Source organism: Pseudomonas sp. FIP_A4 (assembly GCF_036701605.1).
GTDB lineage: Bacteria > Pseudomonadota > Gammaproteobacteria > Pseudomonadales > Pseudomonadaceae > Stutzerimonas > Stutzerimonas phenolilytica.
In genome coordinates, this window is record NZ_JAYDXP010000127.1 from 741729 (window position 1) to 762917 (window position 21189).

The window sequence follows — 21189 nt, forward strand, 5'->3', positions numbered from 1 at the left end:
TGGCCTTTGCAGCTGAAGCCCGTCACCACCGATAAAAGGGAACCTCATATGCGATTATTTTTCATTGGCGATGCAATCGCATCACGCCGCGCCGGAAGGCTCCAGGCTGACCCACCAGGACATGCGCCGCTGCACGCGTACCGGCAGCGTCGCCGCCAGCGCATCGAGCACACGGTCACTGTCGGCCAGCGGGAAGGCACCGACCACGCGCAGTTCGGCGATGCGCGGATCGCAGCCGAGATAGCCGTGGCGGTAGCGCGCCAGCTCGGCGAGGAAATCCACCAGGCGCAGGTTGTCCGCCAGCAGGATGCCGCGCGACCAGGCCTGCTGCCCGGCCTGTACCGGCGCGGGCGGACCGATCCGGTTGGCACTGAAGCCGACCTGCTGCCCGGCGCCGATGCCACGGCCGAGTCCGCTGTCATCCGGCTGGATGTCCACCATACCGCTGAACACGCTGAGCTGGGTGCTGCCGTCACGCTGGCGCACCGAGAAGCGCGCCGCCTGCGTGACGCGCAACTGGCCCTCGCGGCTTCGCAGCAGCAGCGGTCGCGCTTCGTCCACGGCTTCGACCAACACTTCGCCGCGATACAGCGCCAGCCGCCGGAGCGCGCCGTCGAAGCCGGCATCCGCCGCGCTGTCGGTGTTCAGCCAGAGCCGCGATCCATCGGCGAGCCACGTCTCGCGCACCTCGCCGACGCCGGTGCGCAGATCGGCGCTCCAGTCCTGCCAGGGCAGCCTGCCGCCCGCCAGCCCCAGCGCCGCACCGCCACACACCAGCGACAGCAGCTTGAGCGCCTGCCGGCGGCTCGGCGTGCGCTGCTGCAGCATGCCACCCGCCGCGCGCCCGGCCGGATGCGCGCTCAGCGGCGCGAATCGACCGCTGATGCGCTGCACCTTCTGCCAGGCGCGCGCGTGTTCCGGCTGGCGCACCCAGGCGGCCCAGGCCTCGCGCTCGGCGGCGTCGTCCGTATCCGATTCGAGCCGCGCGAACCATTCGGCAGCCTCCTGCAGCACGCGATAATCGAGGCTCATGCGTCGTCGTCCAGCAGCATCAGGCAATGCAGCATGGCCTGCGCCATGTACTTCTTGACCATCCGTTCGGACACTTCCAGCTCGGCGGCGATGGCGGCGTAGGTCATGCCCTGCAGCTGCGACATGAGGAAGGCGCGGCGCATCTTGTGCGGCAGGCGGTCGAGCATCGCATCGATCTGCAGCAGCGTCTCGACGATCAGCGCCTGCTCTTCCGGCGACGCCGCCAGCGGTTCGGGCTGCAGCGCCAGCGCGTCGAGATAGGCCTGCTCGATCTGCCGACGCCGCCAGTGGTTGATCAGCAGTCCCTTGGCGATGGTGTGCAAGTAGGCGCGCGGCTCGCGGATGGCGGACAGGTCCTGCGGCTCCCTGGTCAGCACGCGGACGAAGGTGTCCTGCGCCAGGTCGGCGGCACGCTGGCTGCACTTCAGGTGGCGGCGCAGCCAGCCGTTCAGCCAGCCGTGATGCTCGACATAGAGCCGCTGGACGAATTGCTGCCGGATGAAACCGTCGGCGGCCATGAGGACCTCCCGAATGCTGAGCGCTGAATGCTAACGCTTCTCAACAACCCACGCCACGGCATTCGCCTTGCGCGCGTGCTCCCAGGGTTTGGCTACGCTGGGTAAACCCCTATTCCAACGGAGCCACGCCATGAACCGCACCCTGATCGCCTTCGCCTTCCTGCTCTCATGCAGCCTGCCGGTACAGGCCGCGCCGATCCTGCCTGGCCTGTGGGAATTCACCAGCCGCGACATCCAGGTCGACGGCCAGCAGATGCCTGGCGTCAGCGAGATGCTCGAACAGATGCAGAACCTGCCGGCCGCGCAGCGCCAGCAGATGGAGGACATGCTCGCCGCGCAGGGCGTACAGCTCGGTGGCCAGGGCGTGCGCATCTGCCTCAGTGAGGCGCAGGTGAATGCCGAGGAACTGCCGTTCAGCGATCAGCCCGACTGCACCCAGGAGATCACCGAACGCACGGATCGCCTGTGGAAATTCCGCTTCCAGTGCCCGGACGCCAGCGGCCAGGGCGAAACCCGCTTCATCAGCGAGCGTGAATTCGTCAGCGTGGTGGAAAGCCAGTACAGCGCCGGCGGCGAGCGCGGCAGCAGTCGCATGGAGTCGCAGGCGCGCTGGCTCGGGGAGGATTGCGGCGCGCTGAAACCCGCACGCTAGCCGGTCGTTCCACGTGAAACCCCCGGCCGCACTGGGCTGCGCGGGTCAGTCGCCGCTTTCCCAGCGCCCGCCGCTGTTCTGTTCGCAGGCCGGCCGGAGGAAGCGGCCGTCGCTGGCGACGCCGTAATAGTGGATGTCCTGGCGGTACGGCAGGTTGGACACCTGGGCGTCGCGGCAGATGCCGAACGCACCGCTTGGGCAGCTCTCGACGAACTCCACGTCCACCTGCTGGTCCTTGAGCTGCGGCTGGCAGAAGCCGCTGCGGAACAGTTCGGCGGGGATGTTGCGATTCTGCTGGCAGAGCCGCACTTCGATGCGCGCATCCCGGCTATGGACGATGCAGGCCTCGGCCAGCACCTCACCGGCCAGACTCAGCAGCAGCGGTAGCAGCAACATCGGACGCATCGCGTGACCCTCTCCCTCGAACGGCGGCGACTCTAGCATGGCGGCGCGGAAAAACGGCTTCCCCGCGCACGCCAAAATGCGGACCATGCCGGCATGCTCACACAGATTCCTACCCACCTGATCGGCGGCCCGCTGGGCGCCGGCAAGACCAGCCTGATCCGCAACCTGCTGAGGCAGAAGCCGGCGGGCGAGCGCTGGGCGGTGCTGGTCAACGAATTCGGCCAGATCGGCCTGGATGCCGCCCTGCTGAGCACCGATGCCGCTGGCATCGGCATCGCCGAGGTTGCCGGCGGCTGCCTGTGCTGCGTCAACGGCCTGCCGTTTCAGGTCGGCCTGACGCGCCTGCTGCGCCAGGCCCGGCCGCAGCGCCTGCTGATCGAACCCTCCGGGCTTGGCCATCCGGCCGAGCTGCTGCGCCAGCTCCGCCAGCCGCCGTGGACCGAGGTGCTGGCCGTGCAGCCCAGCGTGCTGGTACTGGATGCCGCCGCGCTGGCGCACGGCGCGGCACTCCCGGACAGCCAGCAGCAGGCGCTGGACAGTGCCGGCCTGCTGGTGCTGAACAAGAGCGCAGCGCTGGATGCCGCGACGCGGACGGCACTCGCCGCGCGCCTGCCGGCGCGGCCGCTGCACTGGACCGAACAGGGCGCGCTACCGCTGGCGCAGCTGCCGGGCAGCGCCCAGCAGGCGTGCGCGGACAATGGTCGCGATGCACTGCCGGCCGCTGCGGCGCCACTGCCCGGCATCTGGCTCGATCCGCGTCAGCCGATCTGCCAGGTTCAGGCCGGCGCGGACGGCTGGAGCATCGGCTGGCGCTGGCATGCGAGCCAGCGCTTCGACATGGCACGGCTGCAACACTGGCTGCGCCGCTGGCCATGGCGGCGCGCCAAGCTGGTGCTGCATGGCGAAAGCGGCTGGTTGTCCGGCAACGCGCTGGATGGCGCGCCGATGCATCTGCAACCGAGCGAGTGGCGCAAGGATTCGCGACTGGAGCTGATCTTCGTCGCACCGCAAGCGCAGGCGGCGCTGCAACAGTCGCTCGATGAGTGCCGGATCGGCTAGTCAGCAGGTTGCTTTCAACGCCGGCTAGTGGCGCCGCCAGTCATCGAGCTGGATGACCTGCCCGCCCGGCGGCTCGGCGGGGGCACGGAACGGATGCGCCTCAAGCTCGATCCGCCCGACGTGCGCGCCGAACATGACGATCTGCCCGACGTGCCGCTGCTCGCCGGTCACGGTGAACTCGAAGCCATAGACGCGCGCCAGGCGACGATGTCCGGCGCCATCGCGCAGCAGCGCCAGACGCTTGAAGGCGACGTTGCCGTCGAGCAGCTCGACGTCCAGCTTCTGACAATGCCGGCGCGCCGCGACCAGCGCGCGCTCGCGAATGCCGTGGCCGTGCCAGAGCCACGCCACCACGCTGGCCAGGACAAGGAAGACGAACAGGTTACCGAGCGTCAGCATGGCGCGTTCCCGCCGCTCATCGCGATGCTCATGCGCCGCTTTCCAGCCACACGTCGCGCACCCAGTGCCAGACCGTTTCCCAGGTCTGCTCGGTGAGCTCGTGGCTTTCGCCGTCGAACAGCGTGACCTCACCCTCCAGATCGACCACGTAGTAGTCGGGGCCGTCCTGGCAGATCGGCAGCAGATCGCGCGGCACGCCAGCGTCCCAGGCGTTGGCGGCCACTTCCGGCAGGTAGGTGTGCGACTGCGGATCGCTGGCGGTGACCGGCTCCAGCCGGCCGTAGACCACGTCGCTGACCAGCAGCAGGAACTCGCGCAGGCCGAACGGCAGGTTGATGAACAGCTGCTCCTCGACCTCGACCAGTTGTTCGTCGTCCGGCAGCTCGAGCGGCACCGGCACCGGCTCGTTGCGTTCGCGCAGCTCTTCGATGACTTCTTCCATCGCTCCTCCTGTTCATGCACCGCGGGGCAAGGCGCCGTTATACAGCCCCGCGGTGCGCCGAACCAGCCGCGCGGCGCCGGTGGCGCGGCAGCCGTGCCCGGCGGTTCAGGGCACCAGTACCGCCGCGCCCTGAAAGCGCCCGTGGCGCAGATCGTCCAGCGCCTGGTTGGCCTTTTCCAACGGGTAGGCATGGATTTCGGTATGGATGCCGACCTGCGCGGCGACCGGGAAGAAGTCCAGGCCATCCTGTCGGGTCAGGTTGGCCACCGAAACCACCTCGCGCTCCTGCCAGAGGATATCGTAGGGGAAGCTCGGGATATCGCTCATGTGGATGCCGGCGCAGACCACCCGGCCGCCCTTGCGCAGCGCGCACAAGGCGGCCGGCACCAGCTCGCCCGCCGGCGCATAGATGATCGCCGCATCCAGCGGCACCGGCGGCAGCTCGCCCGAATCACCGGCCCAGACCGCGCCCAGCGAACGGGCGAAGTCCTGCGCGGCCACATCGCCCGGGCGGCTGAAGGCATAGACATCGCGCCCCTGCCAGCGCGCCACCTGCATGACGATATGCGCCGCCGCGCCGAAACCGTACAGGCCGAGACGCTTGCCGTCGCCGGCCTTGACCAGCGAACGCCAGCCGATCAGCCCGGCGCAGAGCAGCGGCGCCAGCGCCACGGGGTCGCCCGCTTCACCGAGCGCGAAGGCGAAGCGCGCATCGGCCACCACGTATTCGGCGTAGCCGCCGGGCCGCGTGTAACCGGTGAACTGCGGCGCGTCGCAGAGGTTTTCCTCGGCGTGCTGGCAATAGCTGCAGATGCCGCAGGTATGCCCCAGCCACGGAATGCCGACACGCTGGCCCAGCTCGAAACCCGTCACGCCCTCGCCCAGCGCATCGACCCGGCCGACGATCTCGTGGCCCGGAATGATCGGCAGCGGCGCCGCCGGCAATTCGCCATCAACCACGTGCAGGTCGGTGCGGCATACGCCGCAGGCCAGCACCCTGACGCGCAGCTCACCGGGGCCAGGCTGCGGCTCGGGAATGTCACGCAGGTGCAACGGTTCGCCGGTTCTTTCCAGCAGCATGGCGCGCATCGACGGCTCTCCTTTCGTCTCCTGTTCTGCTGCAGGGTAGGCCGATCAGCGGAAAAAGGCTCTAGGTACCGCCCATTCGAGGCACGCCTGGTGGGCTGAAGCCCACCCTACGGGTTCGGCGTGACTTTGTAGGGTGAGCTTCAGCCCGCCCACGGCACTCGGCACTGCGAGAAAAGTCTCTACACTCGACACGTCTTGCCATTTCCGGAGTACGACCCGATGACGCTTTCGCCCTTCCATCTCGCCATTCCCGTCTACGATCTGGCCGCCGCCCGTGCCTTCTACGGCGAGGCGTTCGGCTGTGCCGAGGGCCGCAGCAGCGAGCACTGGGTGGATTTCGATTTCTTCGGCCACCAGCTGGTGATCCACGAGGCGCCGAAGATGCCGCATCAGGAGGCGGCGCACAGCAACCCGGTGGATGGCCACGACGTGCCGGTGCCGCACTTCGGCGTGGTGCTCGGCTGGGAGCAATGGGAGGCGCTGGCCGAGCGGCTGAAGGCGCGCGGCACGCGCTTCGTGATCGAGCCCTACGTGCGCTTCCAGGGCCAGGTCGGCGAGCAGGCGACCATGTTCCTGCTCGACCCCTGCGGCAACGCCCTGGAGTTCAAGGCGTTCAAGGACATCGGCCAGCTGTTCGCCAAGTGAGCGGGATCAGCCGCGCTCGGCGAGGTGCTGGTCCTTGAGCTTGACGTAGTTGCCGGCGGTATAGCTGAAGAAGCTGCGCTCCTTGTCGGTCAGCGGGCGCGCCTGCTTCACCGGGCTGCCGACATAGAGGTAGCCGGACTCGAGCGTCTTGCCCGGCGGCACCAGGCTGCCGGCGCCGATGATCACCTCGTCCTCGACCACCACGCCGTCCATCACGATCGAGCCCATGCCCACCAGAATGCGGTTGCCCAGGGTGCAGCCGTGCAGCGTGACCTTGTGCCCGACCGTGACCTCGTCGCCGATGGTCAGCGGAAAGCCGTCCGGGTTGTACGGCCCGGCATGGGTGATGTGCAGCACGCTGCCGTCCTGAATGCTCGAGCGCGCGCCGATGCGGATGCGGTGCATGTCGCCGCGGATCACCGTCAGCGGCCAGACCGAGCTGTCGGCGCCGATTTCCACATCGCCGATGACCACCGCGGAGTCGTCCACGAACACGCGCTCGCCCAGTTGCGGCGTGCGGTTTTGGTAGCTGCGTATCGCCACGATGGAAACCTCTCTGGCTGCGGGAAGAGTCGATTGTAATTAAGATGGCCGGCATTGCCGCCGCCGCACGCCCGGAGCATCGCCCGGCCGGTGTGGTCTGAGTTCTACCCTCTTCGATCCAAGGTGTCCCGTGAGCGCGAACAATCCCCTGCTGCAAGACTTCGACCTGCCGCCCTATTCCGCCATCCGCCCGGAGCACGTCGAACCGGCCATCGACAGCATCCTCGGCGACAACCGCGTGGCGATCCTGGAGCTGCTCAGCCGTCCGGCCGAAAGCCTCGACTGGCAAACCCTGGTGGTCGGCCTCGACGAGCTGAACGACCGCCTCGGCCGCGCCTGGGGGCCCGTCGGCCATCTCAACGCAGTGTGTAACAGCCCGGAACTGCGCGCCGCCTACGAGGCCTGCCTGCCCAAGCTGTCGGCCTACTGGACGGAACTCGGGCAGAACCGCGCGCTGTTCGAGGCGTACCAGGCGCTGGCCCAGCGCCCGGAAGCGGCCGGCTACGAGGTGGCGCAGAAGACCATTCTCGACCACGCGCTGCGCGACTTCCGCCTGTCCGGCATCGATCTGCCGCCGGTCGAGCAGCAGCGCTTCGGTGAAATCCAGATGAAGCTCGCCGAGCTGGGCAGCCGCTTCTCCAACCAGCTGCTGGACGCCACCCAGGCCTGGACCCGCCACATCACCGACGAAAGCCTGCTGGCCGGCATCCCCGACTCGGCCAAGGCGCAGATGGCCGAGGCAGCCAAGGCCAGGAACCTCGACGGCTGGTTGATCAGTCTGGAATTCCCCAGCTACTACGCGGTGATGACCTACGCCGACGATCGTGGCCTGCGCGAGGAGGTTTACGCCGCCTACTCCACCCGCGCCTCCGATCAGGGGCCGAACGCCGGGCAGTTCGACAACGGCCCGGTGATGGAAGAAATCCTCACGCTGCGCCACGAACTCGCGCAGCTGCTGGGCTACGGCAACTTCGCCGAGCTGTCGCTGGCGACCAAGATGGCCGAATCCACCGAGCAGGTGCTGAGCTTCCTGCGCGACCTGGCGGTGCGCAGCAAGCCGTTCGCCGCGCGCGACCTGGCCGAACTGCGCGCCTTCGCCGCCGAGCAGGGGCTGGACGACCTGCAGAGCTGGGATCTGGGCTACTACGCCGAGAAGCTGCGCCAGAGCCGCTACAGCCTGAACCAGGAGGAGCTGCGCGAGTACTTCCCGATCGACAAGGTGCTCTCCGGCCTGTTCGCCATCGTCCAGCGCCTGTACGGCATCGAGATCCGCGAGCTGGAGGGCTTCGAGCGCTGGCACCCGGACGTGCGCCTGTTCGAGATCAGCGAGCACGGCGAGCACATCGGGCGTTTCTTCTTCGACCTCTACGCGCGGCCGAACAAGCGCGGCGGCGCCTGGATGGATGGTGCCCGCGACAAGCGCCGCACCGCCGCCGGCACGCTGCAGACGCCAGTGGCCAACCTGGTCTGCAACTTCACTCCGCCGGTGGGCGAGCGCCCGGCGCTGCTGACCCATGATGAGGTCACCACGCTGTTCCACGAATTCGGCCACGGCCTGCATCACCTGCTCACCCAGGTCGAGCACGCCGGCGCCTCGGGCATCAACGGCGTGGCCTGGGATGCGGTGGAGCTGCCGAGCCAGTTCATGGAGAACTGGTGCTGGGACCCCGAAGGCCTGGCGCACATCTCCGGCCACTACCAGACCGGCGAACGCCTGCCGCAGGACAAGCTGGACCGCATGCTGGCGGCGAAGAACTTCCAGTCCGGCATGATGATGGCGCGCCAGCTGGAGTTTTCCCTGTTCGACTTCGAGCTGCACGCCACCCACGGCGACGGCCGCAGCGTGCTGGAGGTGCTCGAACACATCCGCGACGAGGTCTCGGTGATGCAGCCGCCGGCCTACAACCGCTTCCCCAACAGCTTCGCGCACATCTTCGCTGGCGGTTACGCGGCCGGTTACTACAGCTACAAGTGGGCCGAGGTGCTGTCGTCTGACGCCTTCTCGCGCTTCGAGGAAGAAGGCGTGTTCAACGCCGAGACCGGCCGCGCCTTCCGCGAAGCGATCCTCGCCCGTGGCGGCTCGCAGGAGCCGATGGTACTGTTCGTCGATTTCCGAGGCCGCGAGCCGTCTATAGACGCCCTGCTGCGCCACCTCGGGCTGGTAGCGGAGGCCGCGGCATGAGCAACGACGTATCCCGAATCACCACCAAGCGCTTCATCGCCGGAGCCGTGTGCCCGGCGTGCAGCGCCAGCGACTGCATCAAGATGTGGGATGTCGACGGCGTGCCGCACCGCGAATGCGTGGTCTGCGGCTATGCCGATATCCTCAACGCCCAGGGCCAGTCGGTGCCGCTGGAGCTGGGTACGCGGGTCAACCGCGTGCAACCCAAGGCGGCCAATCCGCAGGTGCAGTCGGTGCAGTTCTTCCCGAATCCGAAGTTGAAGAAGCCCGAGTGATGCGGCTCGGTTAAACCAAAAAAAGCCCGCCAAATGGCGGGCTTTTGTTTTCTTCTCATTCATGTTTGGGGCGAACTGCCAGTTTTCGGGCATTGCTGGGCACGTTGCAGTCACGCCGGTCGGCAGAGTCGCTTGAAAGCTTGGTTTCGCCCTGCTGGGCGAGTCACTTTTGCCAGTCGCCGGACGGCCGGCCCCGACAAAAGTAACCAAAACCGCTTGCCCCTGCATCCGGCCCTGCGCTTCGCGCAGGGTCCGTTCGTTCCATCGCCGCTTCAAGGGGGCCGGCTTACAAGGGCCATCCTTGGCCCTTTAAGCCTCTCGCCGCATCCATGCGGCTCGCTCCCTTACGCAACGATTCCACTTACCCTCCTGAAAGGGGCGGTTGGTGCCGCCTGAAAGCCCGTGCAGCTAAAAGCCAAAGCAACAACGAAAAACCTTCAGGCGACTCGGGCTCCGATCCCGTCAGGAGGCCGAGTAGAGGTGTCGCGCAGGGGGACGCGAGGCAGGACGCCGAGCGAGTCACGAAGGGACAGGGACGTCCCTTCGTGACGTGCCCCCGGAGCGGCGCCGGAGCGAGGGAAGTCTGGTCGCAGGCCAGACCCGGATGTCGGGCGCGCTTTCTCTTTGGTCACTTTCTCTTTCGCGCGAGCAAAGAGAAAGTGACTCGGCCGGGTGGCCGAAACCAGAACCACCATCTCACGCGGTAATGGCCCTGATCTCCAGACCACAAACCTAAACGAGCAGGCAGACCACCCAGTTCTGCCAGCCCAATACCGCCAATCTTTGCTTTTTCAGGGAAAGCGCGATGACCCTTGGGGCCGCCGGATCAGCCCTCGCTGCCCCGTGCCGCCCGCCCCGGCTGCGGCGCGCGGGCAAACAGGCGCTTGAGCTTCATCGCCGGCGCCTCGACCAGGTGCCAGGACAGCGCCGCGCAGATCAGCGTCGGCACCAACGCAATCAGCGACAGACCGACGACACCGATCTGCGGACCGAACAGGTAGACCGCCAGCTGCTGGAACGGAAACGCGTAGATGTACAGCCCATAGGAAAAGTCGCCGTACTTGCCGAAGCGCGACACCCACGGCAGCGGCGCGTACGCCAGGTAGAGCACCAGATACGGCAGCGCGACGAAGTACACCAGCTGTCCGATGTCGGTCCGGAAAGTCGCCACCAGCGCGGCGAACAGCAGCGCCGCGATCCAGCCGCGCCAGGGCACGTCGTCGCGGTAGAGGAACAGCGCCGAGCCCGTGTAGTAGAGCAGCCCGAGCTTGAAGATGTTCTTGATGAAGTACGAATCGATGCCCAGCTTGCCCAGCAGCCAGAAATGCCCGACGGCGAGCACGGCGATCGGCAGGAAGATCCGCCGGCGCGTGAGGAAGCCGGTCAGCCCGAGGATCATCACGCCGATGTACATCAACACTTCCAGCGGCAACGTCCACAGCGAACCGTTGACCACGTCCGGGTAGATGTTGCCGTCGAATACCCCGGGCAACTCGAAACGGGTCACCAGCAGGATGTTCTGCAGGTAGGTCCAGGTGCCGTCCGCGGCGAGGTAGCGAGCAAGGTCGAACTGCGTGACCAGCGGGCCGAGAACGAAGGTGGTCAGCAGCACCGCGACGATCAGCGCCGGGAAGATGCGCAGTGCGCGCTTGAGCAGGAAGCTCTGCGGACTGCTGCTGGCCAGCCAGGACGAGGCGATCAGGTAGCCGCTCATGACGAAGAAGATGCCGACCGCGATCGAGCCGCCCTTCTCGTAGCCGGTCAGCACGGTCAGCGGCTCGTCACCGCGCCGCCCGACCAGCGGATAACTGTGGGCGAACAGCACCAGCGCCGCGGCGAAGAAGCGCAGGAAGTCGAAGTTGTTCTCCCGCGTGTGGAAGGAGGTCTGCATGGTCTGCTCCTGAGGTGTCGGCAGCCGATGGAATTGAAGAGGCCTGGCCGGTACTGCCGGGCCGGTACGCGTACCGGCATCCCTGTGGAATCCGACCAGACTGGTTTGTCCCGGGCGCGGCGCAAATGTTCCCGGAGCGGATGACCGGTGGTCATCGCACCGTCGATCGGATCGCGCTAGCAGGCTGCTGCTCGAGTAAAATACTGTACGAATAAACAGTAACAGGCTCGATCCTCATGCCCGGCTTGCCTCAGACACCCCGCGGTCGCGGAACCGCGATCAATCCCGACAACCGTTTCGCGCCGACACGCAGCGAGGCCTACGATGACGGCTGGCAGCAGGACGTGCCGCCGACACGCGCCACCGAGGTGCGCCGGGAGATCGCCAAGTCGGTGCTGACACGCAATCAGTCGCCGGATGTCGGCTTCGACCGCTCGGTGAACCCCTATCGCGGCTGCGAGCACGGCTGCATCTACTGTTTCGCGCGGCCCAGCCATGCCTACTGGGACCTGTCGCCGGGTATCGATTTCGAGACGAAGCTGATTGCCAAGACCAACCTTGCCGAGCGCCTGGAGGCGGAGCTGAGCAAGCCGGGTTATGTGCCGCAGCCGATCGCCCTGGGGGTGAACACCGACGCCTATCAGCCGCTGGAGCGCGAGCAGCGGCTGACGCGCCAGGCGCTGGAGATCCTGCTGCGCTACCGCCATCCGGTGCACATCATCACCAAGGGTTCGCTGGTGCTGCGCGACCTCGACCTGCTGGTGCCACTGGCCGAGCAGCGGCTGGTCAGCGTGTCGGTCAGCCTCACCACGCTGGACGACGAACTCAAACGCATCATGGAGCCGCGCGCGGCCTCGCCGGCGGCGCGCCTGCGGGTGCTGCGCACGCTGCACGAGGCCGGCGTGCCGGTCAGCGTGATGTGCGCGCCGATGATCCCGATGATCAACGATATGGAGCTGGAACACCTGCTCGAAGCCGCCCGCGGCGCCGGCGCGGCGTCGGCCGGCTACGTCCTGCTGCGTCTGCCGCACGAGCTGGCAGAGCTGTTCGAGGCCTGGCTGGCCGAGCACTTCCCGCAGCGCGCCGCGCATGTGATGAGCCTGGTGCGCCAGTCGCGTGGCGGCCGCAGCAACGACAGCCGTTTCGGCAGCCGCATGCGCGGCGAAGGCCAGTTCGCCGAGCTGCTGGCGCAGCGCTTCCGCCTGGCCTGCCGGCGCCTGGGCTTCAACCGCCGCGAGCAGAACCATGGTCTGGATTGCAGCCGTTTCGCCCCGCCCGGCCGGCAGATGAATCTGCTTTGACGGCGTGCCCCGGCAGCGCGCAGATGCCGACGGACGCGTGGAAAACGCTGCGCGGTTTTCCACCCTACGCAGCGTCCGCGGGCCAGGCGGCGAGGAACTAACTGGCGCTGCTGCCGCACCAATTCCTGTATCCCCGTATCGGAGTGGGCTGTGGACTGGATCGATCTGCTGCAATGGCCGGCCATGCTCGTCACGGTGATCGCTGCCTGGCTGATCGGCTCGCTGCGCCCGGGGCGGCGCTTCATCGGTTTCTGCTGTTTTCTGCTGAGCAATCTGCTCTGGGTGATCTGGGGCTGGCACGCCCAGGCGTGGGCGCTGATCGTGCTGCAGGTCTGTCTGGCACTGATGAACTTGCGTGGAGTGAAGAAGAACGATGCGCCCACAACCCGCGTGGCAGACGCTTCCGATGTCTGAATTGCCAGTCAGGAATGGCTGTCTATACTCCGTTCGTAGGCGTACCTGATTGAAGTTCCGACTGCGCGTGCAGGCGCCGGCGTAGCCACCGCTTCATAGCGGTGGTGCGGCGGCAAAATCGGGCTGATCGAAAACGTAGCTGGCATCCCGGAACGATTCCGGCCAGACGATTTTCGGCGGTGGCGATGGCAGTCGGCGGGATAACAAGAATCATAAGGGGAACCCGCAATGTCTCGACATCCATGCATCTGGATGGGGCTTGGACTATCGACGCTCGTCAGCCAGGCGCAAGCGGCCTGGGACGTGAACATGCGCTCGGGGGCGACGGAGGTCAGTCGCTCGGTATTCGACCTGCATATGGCGATCTTCTGGATCTGCGTGGTCATCGGCGCGCTGGTGTTCGGCGTGATGATCTATTCGATGATCGCGCATCGTCGCTCACGCCGGCAGGAGTCGGCCAACTTCCACGAAAACACCAAGGTCGAGGCGCTCTGGACGATCATTCCGCTGCTGATCCTGATCGGCATGGCGGTCCCGGCCACGCGCACGCTGATCCACATCTACGACTCCAGCGAATCGGACGTCGATGTGCAGATCACCGGCTACCAGTGGAAGTGGCACTACAAGTACCTGGGCGAGGACGTGGAGTTCTTCAGCAACCTCACCACGCCGCGCGAGCAGATCAACAACCAGGCGCCCAAGGGCGAGCACTACCTGCTGGAAGTCGACCAGCCGCTGGTCATCCCGGCCGGTGCCAAGGTGCGCTTCCTGGTCACCGCGGCGGACGTGATCCATTCCTGGTGGGTGCCGGACCTGGCGGTGAAGAAGGACGCCATTCCCGGCTTCGTCAACGAATCCTGGACCCGAGTCGAGCAGCCCGGCATCTACCGTGGGCAGTGCACCGAGCTGTGCGGCAAGGACCACGGTTTCATGCCGGTGGTGGTGGAGGTCAAATCGCAGGAGGACTACGCCGCCTGGATGGCCGAGCGCAAGGCCGAGGCCGCCAAGCTCAAGGAACTGACCGGCAAGGAGTGGACGCTCGAAGAACTCTCCGCGCGCGGCGAGAAGGTCTACCAGACCAACTGCGCCTCCTGCCACCAGCCGACCGGCGAGGGCCTGCCGCCGATGTTTCCGGCGCTCAAGGGCTCGGCCATCGCCACCGGCGAGGCCGGTGGCCACATCAACATCGTCGTCAACGGCAAGCCGGGCACCGCCATGGCGGCGTTCGGCAAGCAGCTTTCGGAAGTCGATCTGGCCGCGGTCATCACCTACGAGCGCAACGCCTGGGGCAACGCCAAGGGCGACATGGTCACGCCGAAAGACGTGCTGGATTTCAAACAGGCCGAAGAAGCCACCCAGTAAGAGGACAGGCTGATGAGTGCAGTGATCGACGATCATGGGCATGCCGGGCATGACCACCACCACGGCCCGGCCAAGGGCCTCTCGCGCTGGCTGCTGACCACCAACCACAAGGACATCGGCTCGATGTACCTGTGGTTCAGCTTCTGCGCCTTCCTGCTCGGCGGCACCTTCGCCATGGTGATCCGCGCCGAGCTGTTCCAGCCGGGCCTGCAGATCGTGCAGCCGGAGTTCTTCAACCAGATGACCACCATGCACGGCCTGGTGATGGTGTTCGGCGCGGTGATGCCGGCCTTCGTCGGCCTGGCCAACTGGATGATCCCGCTGATGATCGGCGCGCCGGACATGGCCCTGCCGCGGATGAACAACTTCAGCTTCTGGCTGCTGCCGGCGGCCTTCGGCCTGCTGGTGTCGACGCTGTTCATGGAGGGCGGCGGGCCGAACTTCGGCTGGACCTTTTACGCGCCCCTGTCCACCACCTACGCGCCGGAATCGGTGACCTTCTTCATCTTCGCCATCCACCTGATGGGCATCAGCTCGATCATGGGGGCGATCAACGTCATCGCCACCGTGCTCAACCTGCGCGCACCCGGCATGACGCTGATGAAGATGCCGCTGTTCGTCTGGACCTGGCTGATCACCGCCTTCCTGCTGATCGCGGTGATGCCGGTACTGGCCGGCGTGGTGACCATGATGCTGATGGACATCCACTTCGGCACCAGCTTCTTCAGCGCCGCCGGCGGTGGCGATCCGGTGCTGTTCCAGCACGTGTTCTGGTTCTTCGGCCACCCCGAGGTGTACATCATGATCCTGCCGGCGTTCGGCGCGATCAGCTCGATCATCCCGGCATTCAGCCGCAAGCCGCTGTTCGGCTACACCTCGATGGTCTACGCCACCGGCGCCATCGCCTTCCTCTCGTTCATCGTCTGGGCGCACCACATGTTCACCGTCGGCATCCCGCTGACCGGCGAGCTGTTCTTCATGTACGCCACCATGCTGATCGCCGTGCCCACCGGCGTGAAGGTGTTCAACTGGGTGTCGACGATGTGGCGCGGCTCGCTGACATTCGAGGCGCCGATGCTGTTCGCCGTGGCGTTCGTCATCCTGTTCAGCATCGGCGGCTTCTCCGGGCTGATGCTGGCCATCGCCCCGGCGGACTTCCAGTACCACGACACCTACTTCGTGGTGGCGCACTTCCATTACGTGCTGGTGCCCGGCGCGATCTTCGGCATCTTCGCCTCGGCCTACTACTGGCTGCCGAAGTGGACCGGCCACATGTACGACGAGACGCTGGCCAAGCTGCACTTCTGGATGAGCTTCGTCGGCATGAACCTGGCGTTCTTCCCCATGCATTTCGTCGGCCTGGCCGGCATGCCGCGGCGCATTCCCGACTACAACATGATGTTCGCCAACTTCAACATGGTGTCGAGCATCGGTGCCTTCATGTTCGGCGCCACCCAGCTGTTGTTCCTGTTCATCGTCATCAAGTGCATCCGCGGCGGCGTGCCGGCCCCGGCCAAGCCGTGGGACGGCGCCGAAGGGCTGGAATGGAGCGTGCCGTCGCCGGCGCCCTACCACACCTTCACCACGCCGCCGGACATGGACACCCTGCACGAGCACCGCACGGGACCCAAGCATGACTAGCGCAGCCGCCGGCCGCCCACGCGGGCGGCGCCTGCCGAGGAGCCGCCGATGAGCGAGTCACTGCCCACTGCGCGTCTGGTTCGCCGCCTGTTGCTGGTGGTGGCGGCGATGTTCGCCTTCGGCTTCGCCCTGGTGCCGATCTACGACGTGATGTGCCAGGCGTTCGGCATCAACGGCAAGACCGCCGGCGCCTATGACGGCACGCAGACGGTGGATGCGGCGCGCCAGGTGCGCGTGCAGTTCCTCGCCACCAACGCCGCAGGCATGGCCTGGGAGTTCCAGCCGCTGGCCGCGCAGGTGGAGGTGCATCCGGGCGCCAGCCAGGAAATCCGCTTCGTCGCCTTCAACCCGACGGACAAGCCGATGACCGCCCAGGCGGTGCCGAGCGTCTCGCCGTCGAAGGCCGCGGCGTTCTTCCACAAGACCGAATGCTTCTGCTTCACCCAGCAGGTGCTGCAGCCGGGCGAGCGCATCGAGATGCCGGTGCGCTTCATCGTCGATCGCGACCTGCCGGCCGATGTGCGCCACCTGACCCTCGCCTACACGCTGTTCGACATCACGTCCCGCCAGCCACCGGTCGCCGCCCTGGCGACGGCCGCGGCCAAGGAGAGTCTGCAATGAGCACCCAGACCCACGAGCAGTACTACGTCCCGGCGCAGAGCAAATGGCCGATCGTCGCCACCATCGCCCTGCTGGTCACCTTCTTCGGCCTGGGCACCTGGTTCAACGACCTGAAGGCCGAGCGCGCCGAATCCAGCGGCCCGCTGATCTTCTTCATCGGCGCGCTGCTGATCGCCTACATGATGTTCGGCTGGTTCGGCGCGGTGGTGAAGGAGAGCCGCGCCGGGCTGTACAGCGCGCAGATGGACCGCTCGTTCCGCTGGGGCATGAGCTGGTTCATCTTCTCCGAGGTGATGTTCTTCCTGGCCTTCTTCGGCGCGCTGTTCTACGTGCGCTACTGGGTCGGCCCCTGGCTCGGCGGTGAAGGTGACAAGGGCGTCAGCAACATGCTGTGGCCGGGCTTCGAGTACAGCTGGCCGCTGCTGAACAATCCCGATCCCAAGCTCTATCCGGCGCCGGAAGGCACCATCAGCGCCTGGGGTCTGCCGCTGGTCAACACCATCCTGCTGGTGTCCTCCAGCTTCACCCTGACCTGGGCGCACCACGCGCTGCGCAAGAACAATCGCCAGCAGCTGAAGATCGGTCTGGCGGTTACGGTGCTGCTCGGCGTGGCCTTCCTGATCCTGCAGGCCGAGGAATACATCCACGCCTACAACGAGCTGGGGCTGACGCTCGGCTCGGGCATCTACGGTGCGACGTTCTTCATGCTCACCGGCTTCCACGGCGCGCACGTGACCATGGGCGCGATCATCCTCACGGTGATGCTGATCCGCATCCTGCGCGGGCATTTCAGTGCCGAACACCACTTCGGCTTCGAGGCGGCGAGCTGGTACTGGCACTTCGTCGACGTGGTGTGGATCGGCCTGTTCGTCTTCGTCTACGTGATCTAGGAAGCCAGCCCCGGGCGCAGTTCGCCGGACCAGAAGCCCCAGGCGATCAGCGCAACGGTCAGCGCAGCCAGGCAGACGCGCACGAACAGCGCCGCGATCACGCGAGAGCGGCGCCCCTCGTCGCGCACCAGGAAGAACAGGCCACTGAACAGACTGACCAGCGTGGCCACTAACGACAGGACGATCGCCGTCTTGAGCATGAGCGATTCCAGAGGGCACCTCTAAAAACGTAGACGAGGCAGCCAGCGCAAGGCGGAAACAGGCGAAAAAGCGCAGTTTACGAGTTGTAAATGAGCATTTTGAGCCTGTTTCCAACGCTGCGATGGCAACGCAGGTAGTTTTTAGAGCTGCCCTAGATGGGGGGGAGTGGGGGTGGAGTATAGCCAGCCATATCGACATTCCAGGGTGCCGGCCATGAGCCGCTTCCGCCCGGGGCTGCTGCCGACCCTGCTGGTGTTGGCGCTGCTGCCGCTGCTGGTCTGGCTGGGCTTCTGGCAGCTGGAACGCAGCGAGCAGAAGCGCGAGCTGCTGGAGCGCCAGCAGGCCCGCCAGGAGGCCGCGCCGCTAACACCGGAGCAGCTCGACGGCAGCGCCGGGCAGGCCTACGCGCGCGTGTACTTGCAGGGGCGCTTCGATGCCGCGCACAGCTTTCTGCTCGACAGCCGCACGCGCGACGGCCAGGTCGGCGTGGAGCTGCTGCAGCCCTTCTACGACGAACCCAGCGGTCGCTGGCTGCTGATCAACCGCGGCTGGCTGCCCTGGCCGGACCGGCGCATCGCCCCGCAGTTCGACACACCGCAGCAGCCCCTCAAGCTCGCCGCCTGGCTGTACGTGCCGCCGGGCAAACCGTTCGTCTTCAGCGAGCGCATGGCCGAGGGCTGGCCGCGGCTGATCAGCCACGTCGATGTTCCGGCGCTGTGGGCGCTGCTCGGCCGCGACGGCGTGGCCCAAGAACTGCGCCTGGAGCCCGGCCCGAGCGCCTACCGCGCGGACTGGCCGGTAACCAGCATGAGTCCGCAGCAGCACGTCGGCTATGCGGTGCAGTGGTTCGCCCTGGCCGCGGCGCTGCTGGCGCTGTTCGTCTATTTCGGCGTGCATCAGGCACGAGGAGCACGGCATGAACCCGATGAATCCGACCATGACCGCCACTGAGCCGCGCCGCGGGCGTGGGCGCCTGCAACTTCTGCTCATCATCGCCGTGGTGCTGGGACCGATGCTGCTGGCCTCGGCGATGTACCGCTACGGTTTCTGGGTACCGCAGAGCCGCAGCTACCACGGGGTGCTGGTCGCCGACGGGCAGAACCGCGCGGCCATCGGCGTGCAGGCGCCGGCGGACGCGGCACGCTGGGAGCTGCTGGTCACCGCGCCGCAAGGCTGCGCGGCGGACTGCCTGCGGCTGGTCTACCTGGCGCGGCAGATCAACATCGGCCTGGCCCGCGAGGCGGCGCGCGCCGGCCATGCGCTGGCCAGCAGCGAGCCGCTGGCGGCCGAAGCCGAGCAGCGGCTGGCACGCGAGTACCCGCAGCTGCAGCGCTACGGGCTGACGCCGACCGGCGATGCCGCGCCGCAGCTGTGGATCGTCGATCCGCACGGCAATCTGGTGCTGCGCTACGACGCCAAGGCCGACGGCAAGGCGATCCTCGACGACCTCAAGTACCTGCTGAAGATTTCGCAGATCGGCTGAAGCCGGCTTAAAGGAGCGCCCGATGACCCGCCCCGGTTACCGCCTTGCCCTGTTCGCCACCGCACTGGCCGTGGTGGTGGTGCTGCTCGGCGCCTACACGCGGCTGACCCACGCCGGCCTCGGCTGCCCGGACTGGCCGGGCTGCTACGGTTTTCTCGGCGTGCCGATGAGCGAACAGGCGCAGAGCCTGGCCGCCGAACGCTTCCCCGATGCGCCGGTGGAAGTGCACAAGGGCTGGAACGAGATGGTCCACCGCTATTTCGCTGGCAGCCTAGGGCTGGTGATTCTCGCGCTGGCGCTGCAGGCGCTGCGCCGTCGCAACGAGCCAGGGCAGCCGGTGAAGCTGCCGTTGCTGCTGCTCGCCGTGGTGATCGCCCAGGCGCTGTTCGGCATGTGGACGGTGACGCTGCAGTTGTGGCCGCAGGTGGTCACCGCGCACCTGCTGGGCGGCTTCACCACCCTGAGCCTGTTGTTCCTGCTGTGCCTGCGCCTGTCCGGGGCGCTACCGCCGCTGGGCGCGGTCGACGGCCGGCTGCGCGCCTTCGCGGCGCTCGCCCTGCTGCTGGTGGTCGGCCAGATCACCCTCGGCGGCTGGGTCAGCAGCAACTATGCAGCGGTGGCCTGCACCGATTTTCCCACCTGCCACGGTGAATGGTGGCCACGGATGGATTTCGCCAACGCCTTCAACCTCACCCATCACGACATCGGCCCCAACTACCTCGGCGGCCTGCTCTACGGCGAGGCGCGCACGGCAATCCACGTCAGCCACCGGCTCGGCGCACTGAGCGTGACACTGGTGCTGCTGGCGCTCGCCGCGCTGCTGCGGCGCAACGGCCTCGGCCGCCTCGCGGCGCTGGTGCTCGGCGCGCTGACGCTGCAGGTCGGGCTGGGTATCGCCAACGTCGTGCTGCACCTGCCGCTGCCGGTCGCGGTGGCACACAACGGCGGCGGCACCGCGCTGCTGCTGGTGCTGGTGCTGGTCAACTACCGCCTGCGCCAGCCTGCACGCGCCCGACATCCCGCATCGATGACGTCCACGGCCGGTCGCTTCGACCTGCCAGGCGCCCGACCATAAGGAGAACACCATGGCCACCGTACTCAGCGAACGCCGCGTCCAGGCCAGCTGGCGCGACTACCTGGAGTTGACCAAGCCGAAGGTGGTGCTGCTGATGCTCATCACCTCGCTGGTCGGCATGTTCCTCGCCACCCGTGCCGGCGTGCCGTGGACGGTGCTGCTGTTCGGCAACCTCGGCATCGCGCTGTGCGCCGGCGGCGCGGCGGCGGTCAATCACGTGGTGGACCGCCGCATCGACGCAGTGATGGCGCGCACCCACAAGCGCCCGCTGGCCGAGGGCCGGGTGTCACCTGCCGCCGCGCTGACCTTTGCGCTGGCATTGGGCGTCGCCGGGCTCGCGCTGCTGCTGGCCTTCACCAATGCGCTGGCGGCCTGGCTGACGCTCGCCTCGCTGATCGGCTACGCGGTGATCTACACCGGCTTTCTCAAGCGCGCCACGCCGCAGAACATCGTCATCGGCGGCCTGGCCGGCGCCGCGCCGCCGCTGCTCGGCTGGGTCGCGGTGACCGGCCAGATCAGCGCCGAACCCCTGCTGCTGGTGCTGATCATCTTCGCCTGGACGCCACCACATTTCTGGGCGCTGGCGATCCACCGCCGCGCCGAGTACGCCAAGGTGAATATTCCGATGCTGCCGGTGACCCACGGCGTGCACTACACCAAGGTGCATATCCTGCTCTACACCGCGATCCTGCTGGCGGTCAGCTTCATGCCGTTCGCCATCCACATGAGCGGCCTGCTGTATCTGGTCGCCGCGGCGTTGCTGGACGCGCGCTTTCTCTACTGGGCCATCGCGCTGTACCGCGACAGCCGGCCACATGCGGCAATCAAGACCTTCAAATTCAGCATCTGGTACCTGTTCGCGCTGTTCATCGCGCTACTGGTTGATCATTATCTGCTGCTCGATTTCTAGTGGCCTGTGCGGTGAGTGGGTTGAGGCAAGTTCGGATGAACATGGCTCCGAGACAAGGCGCTGCGACGAGTCATGGCGAGCTATGGCAAGGAGCAGCAACGCAGTGTCGATGCCAGGGGCGCCGAAATCGACCAACTGAGCTCACCAAACAGGCCACCC

24 protein-coding genes are annotated in these 21189 nt (G+C 66.8%); 15 read left to right on the forward strand and 9 right to left on the reverse strand.

Annotated elements, in window-relative coordinates; translation table 11 throughout:
- Positions 1 to 81 precede the first annotated feature (81 nt).
- Both U8L64_RS18805 and U8L64_RS18810 read right to left on the reverse strand, forming a co-directional pair.
- Positions 82 to 1032, reverse strand: a complete 951-nt coding sequence (locus tag U8L64_RS18805) for a FecR domain-containing protein (RefSeq protein ID WP_333398484.1) — start codon at positions 1030 to 1032, stop codon at positions 82 to 84.
- Positions 1029 to 1550, reverse strand: a complete 522-nt coding sequence (locus U8L64_RS18810; protein ID WP_333398485.1) for a sigma-70 family RNA polymerase sigma factor — start codon at positions 1548 to 1550, stop codon at positions 1029 to 1031. The genes U8L64_RS18805 and U8L64_RS18810 overlap by 4 nt, the downstream gene beginning before the upstream one ends.
- 130 nt (positions 1551 to 1680) lie before the next feature.
- Between U8L64_RS18810 and U8L64_RS18815 the strand changes: the two genes are divergently transcribed.
- Positions 1681 to 2202, forward strand: a complete 522-nt coding sequence (locus tag U8L64_RS18815; RefSeq protein ID WP_102828130.1) for a DUF3617 domain-containing protein — start codon at positions 1681 to 1683, stop codon at positions 2200 to 2202.
- A 45-nt stretch (positions 2203 to 2247) separates the two neighbouring features.
- On the opposite strand, the gene U8L64_RS18820 is transcribed toward U8L64_RS18815, so the two are convergent.
- Positions 2248 to 2607 (reverse strand): hypothetical protein, encoded by a 360-nt coding sequence (locus U8L64_RS18820; RefSeq protein ID WP_043295025.1) that lies wholly within the window; start codon positions 2605 to 2607, stop codon positions 2248 to 2250.
- Between the two features lie 93 nt (positions 2608 to 2700).
- Between U8L64_RS18820 and U8L64_RS18825 the strand changes: the two genes are divergently transcribed.
- Complete coding sequence (locus U8L64_RS18825) at positions 2701 to 3666, forward strand: CobW family GTP-binding protein (RefSeq protein ID WP_333398500.1); 966 nt, start codon at positions 2701 to 2703, stop codon at positions 3664 to 3666.
- Positions 3667 to 3690: 24 nt separating this feature from the next.
- On the opposite strand, the gene U8L64_RS18830 is transcribed toward U8L64_RS18825, so the two are convergent.
- The 3 genes from U8L64_RS18830 to U8L64_RS18840 all read right to left on the reverse strand — a co-directional run bounded on the left by U8L64_RS18830 (position 3691) and on the right by U8L64_RS18840 (position 5596).
- Positions 3691 to 4065, reverse strand: a complete 375-nt coding sequence (locus tag U8L64_RS18830) for a DUF3301 domain-containing protein (RefSeq protein ID WP_333398502.1) — start codon at positions 4063 to 4065, stop codon at positions 3691 to 3693.
- A 28-nt stretch (positions 4066 to 4093) separates the two neighbouring features.
- On the reverse strand, positions 4094 to 4507 hold the full coding sequence (locus tag U8L64_RS18835; protein ID WP_043295020.1) for an SMI1/KNR4 family protein: 414 nt from the start codon (positions 4505 to 4507) through the stop codon (positions 4094 to 4096).
- 105 nt (positions 4508 to 4612) lie between these two features.
- Complete coding sequence (locus U8L64_RS18840; RefSeq protein ID WP_333398505.1) at positions 4613 to 5596, reverse strand: zinc-dependent alcohol dehydrogenase family protein; 984 nt, start codon at positions 5594 to 5596, stop codon at positions 4613 to 4615.
- A gap of 219 nt (positions 5597 to 5815) precedes the next feature.
- Here U8L64_RS18840 and U8L64_RS18845 point away from each other — a divergent pair, with 219 nt between their 5' ends.
- Positions 5816 to 6241: a VOC family protein gene (locus tag U8L64_RS18845; RefSeq protein ID WP_045159503.1), complete on the forward strand. Its 426-nt coding sequence runs from the start codon at positions 5816 to 5818 to the stop codon at positions 6239 to 6241.
- Between the two features lie 6 nt (positions 6242 to 6247).
- On the opposite strand, the gene U8L64_RS18850 is transcribed toward U8L64_RS18845, so the two are convergent.
- Positions 6248 to 6784 carry a gamma carbonic anhydrase family protein gene (locus tag U8L64_RS18850; protein ID WP_054094281.1) on the reverse strand — a complete coding sequence of 179 codons (537 nt, stop codon included), beginning with the start codon at positions 6782 to 6784 and terminating at the stop codon, positions 6248 to 6250.
- Between the two features lie 130 nt (positions 6785 to 6914).
- Here U8L64_RS18850 and prlC point away from each other — a divergent pair, with 130 nt between their 5' ends.
- Both prlC and U8L64_RS18860 read left to right on the forward strand, forming a co-directional pair.
- The gene (gene prlC / locus U8L64_RS18855; RefSeq protein ID WP_333398509.1) at positions 6915 to 8966 is read left to right on the forward strand and encodes an oligopeptidase A; all 2052 of its coding nucleotides are present in this window, start codon (positions 6915 to 6917) and stop codon (positions 8964 to 8966) included.
- Positions 8963 to 9241: a YheV family putative zinc ribbon protein gene (locus U8L64_RS18860; RefSeq protein ID WP_043295011.1), complete on the forward strand. Its 279-nt coding sequence runs from the start codon at positions 8963 to 8965 to the stop codon at positions 9239 to 9241. The genes prlC and U8L64_RS18860 overlap by 4 nt, the downstream gene beginning before the upstream one ends.
- 826 nt (positions 9242 to 10067) lie before the next feature.
- On the opposite strand, the gene U8L64_RS18865 is transcribed toward U8L64_RS18860, so the two are convergent.
- Complete coding sequence (locus U8L64_RS18865; RefSeq protein WP_043295009.1) at positions 10068 to 11132, reverse strand: acyltransferase family protein; 1065 nt, start codon at positions 11130 to 11132, stop codon at positions 10068 to 10070.
- Positions 11133 to 11368: 236 nt separating this feature from the next.
- Between U8L64_RS18865 and U8L64_RS18870 the strand changes: the two genes are divergently transcribed.
- The 6 genes from U8L64_RS18870 (at position 11369) to U8L64_RS18895 (ending at position 17361) form a co-directional block, all read left to right on the forward strand.
- On the forward strand, positions 11369 to 12433 hold the full coding sequence (locus tag U8L64_RS18870) for a PA0069 family radical SAM protein (protein WP_054094279.1): 1065 nt from the start codon (positions 11369 to 11371) through the stop codon (positions 12431 to 12433).
- A 150-nt stretch (positions 12434 to 12583) separates the two neighbouring features.
- Positions 12584 to 12847 (forward strand): hypothetical protein, encoded by a 264-nt coding sequence (locus U8L64_RS18875; protein ID WP_043295005.1) that lies wholly within the window; start codon positions 12584 to 12586, stop codon positions 12845 to 12847.
- 228 nt (positions 12848 to 13075) lie between these two features.
- The gene (gene coxB, locus U8L64_RS18880) at positions 13076 to 14209 is read left to right on the forward strand and encodes a cytochrome c oxidase subunit II (protein ID WP_054094278.1); all 1134 of its coding nucleotides are present in this window, start codon (positions 13076 to 13078) and stop codon (positions 14207 to 14209) included.
- Positions 14210 to 14221: 12 nt separating this feature from the next.
- On the forward strand, positions 14222 to 15850 hold the full coding sequence (gene ctaD / locus U8L64_RS18885; protein ID WP_043295003.1) for a cytochrome c oxidase subunit I: 1629 nt from the start codon (positions 14222 to 14224) through the stop codon (positions 15848 to 15850).
- 48 nt (positions 15851 to 15898) lie between these two features.
- Positions 15899 to 16471 carry a cytochrome c oxidase assembly protein gene (locus U8L64_RS18890; protein WP_077682355.1) on the forward strand — a complete coding sequence of 191 codons (573 nt, stop codon included), beginning with the start codon at positions 15899 to 15901 and terminating at the stop codon, positions 16469 to 16471.
- Positions 16468 to 17361 (forward strand): cytochrome c oxidase subunit 3, encoded by an 894-nt coding sequence (locus U8L64_RS18895; RefSeq protein ID WP_043294999.1) that lies wholly within the window; start codon positions 16468 to 16470, stop codon positions 17359 to 17361. The genes U8L64_RS18890 and U8L64_RS18895 overlap by 4 nt, the downstream gene beginning before the upstream one ends.
- Here the strand turns inward: U8L64_RS18895 and U8L64_RS18900 are convergent.
- A complete protein-coding gene (locus U8L64_RS18900) occupies positions 17358 to 17561 on the reverse strand; it encodes a twin transmembrane helix small protein (RefSeq protein ID WP_043294998.1) in 204 nt (67 codons plus the stop codon). The genes U8L64_RS18895 and U8L64_RS18900 overlap by 4 nt on opposite strands.
- Positions 17562 to 17775: 214 nt before the next feature.
- Here U8L64_RS18900 and U8L64_RS18905 point away from each other — a divergent pair, with 214 nt between their 5' ends.
- Genes U8L64_RS18905 through cyoE form a run of 4 tightly spaced genes read left to right on the forward strand, consistent with a single transcriptional unit; the run spans position 17776 to position 21030 of the window.
- Positions 17776 to 18513, forward strand: a complete 738-nt coding sequence (locus tag U8L64_RS18905; RefSeq protein ID WP_234303016.1) for an SURF1 family protein — start codon at positions 17776 to 17778, stop codon at positions 18511 to 18513.
- Positions 18488 to 19045: a hypothetical protein gene (locus tag U8L64_RS18910; protein ID WP_043294994.1), complete on the forward strand. Its 558-nt coding sequence runs from the start codon at positions 18488 to 18490 to the stop codon at positions 19043 to 19045. The genes U8L64_RS18905 and U8L64_RS18910 overlap by 26 nt, the downstream gene beginning before the upstream one ends.
- Before the next feature lie 22 nt (positions 19046 to 19067).
- A complete protein-coding gene (locus tag U8L64_RS18915) occupies positions 19068 to 20120 on the forward strand; it encodes a COX15/CtaA family protein (RefSeq protein ID WP_333398514.1) in 1053 nt (350 codons plus the stop codon).
- A 10-nt stretch (positions 20121 to 20130) separates the two neighbouring features.
- On the forward strand, positions 20131 to 21030 hold the full coding sequence (gene cyoE / locus U8L64_RS18920; RefSeq protein WP_333398516.1) for a heme o synthase: 900 nt from the start codon (positions 20131 to 20133) through the stop codon (positions 21028 to 21030).
- Positions 21031 to 21189: the final 159 nt, after the last annotated feature.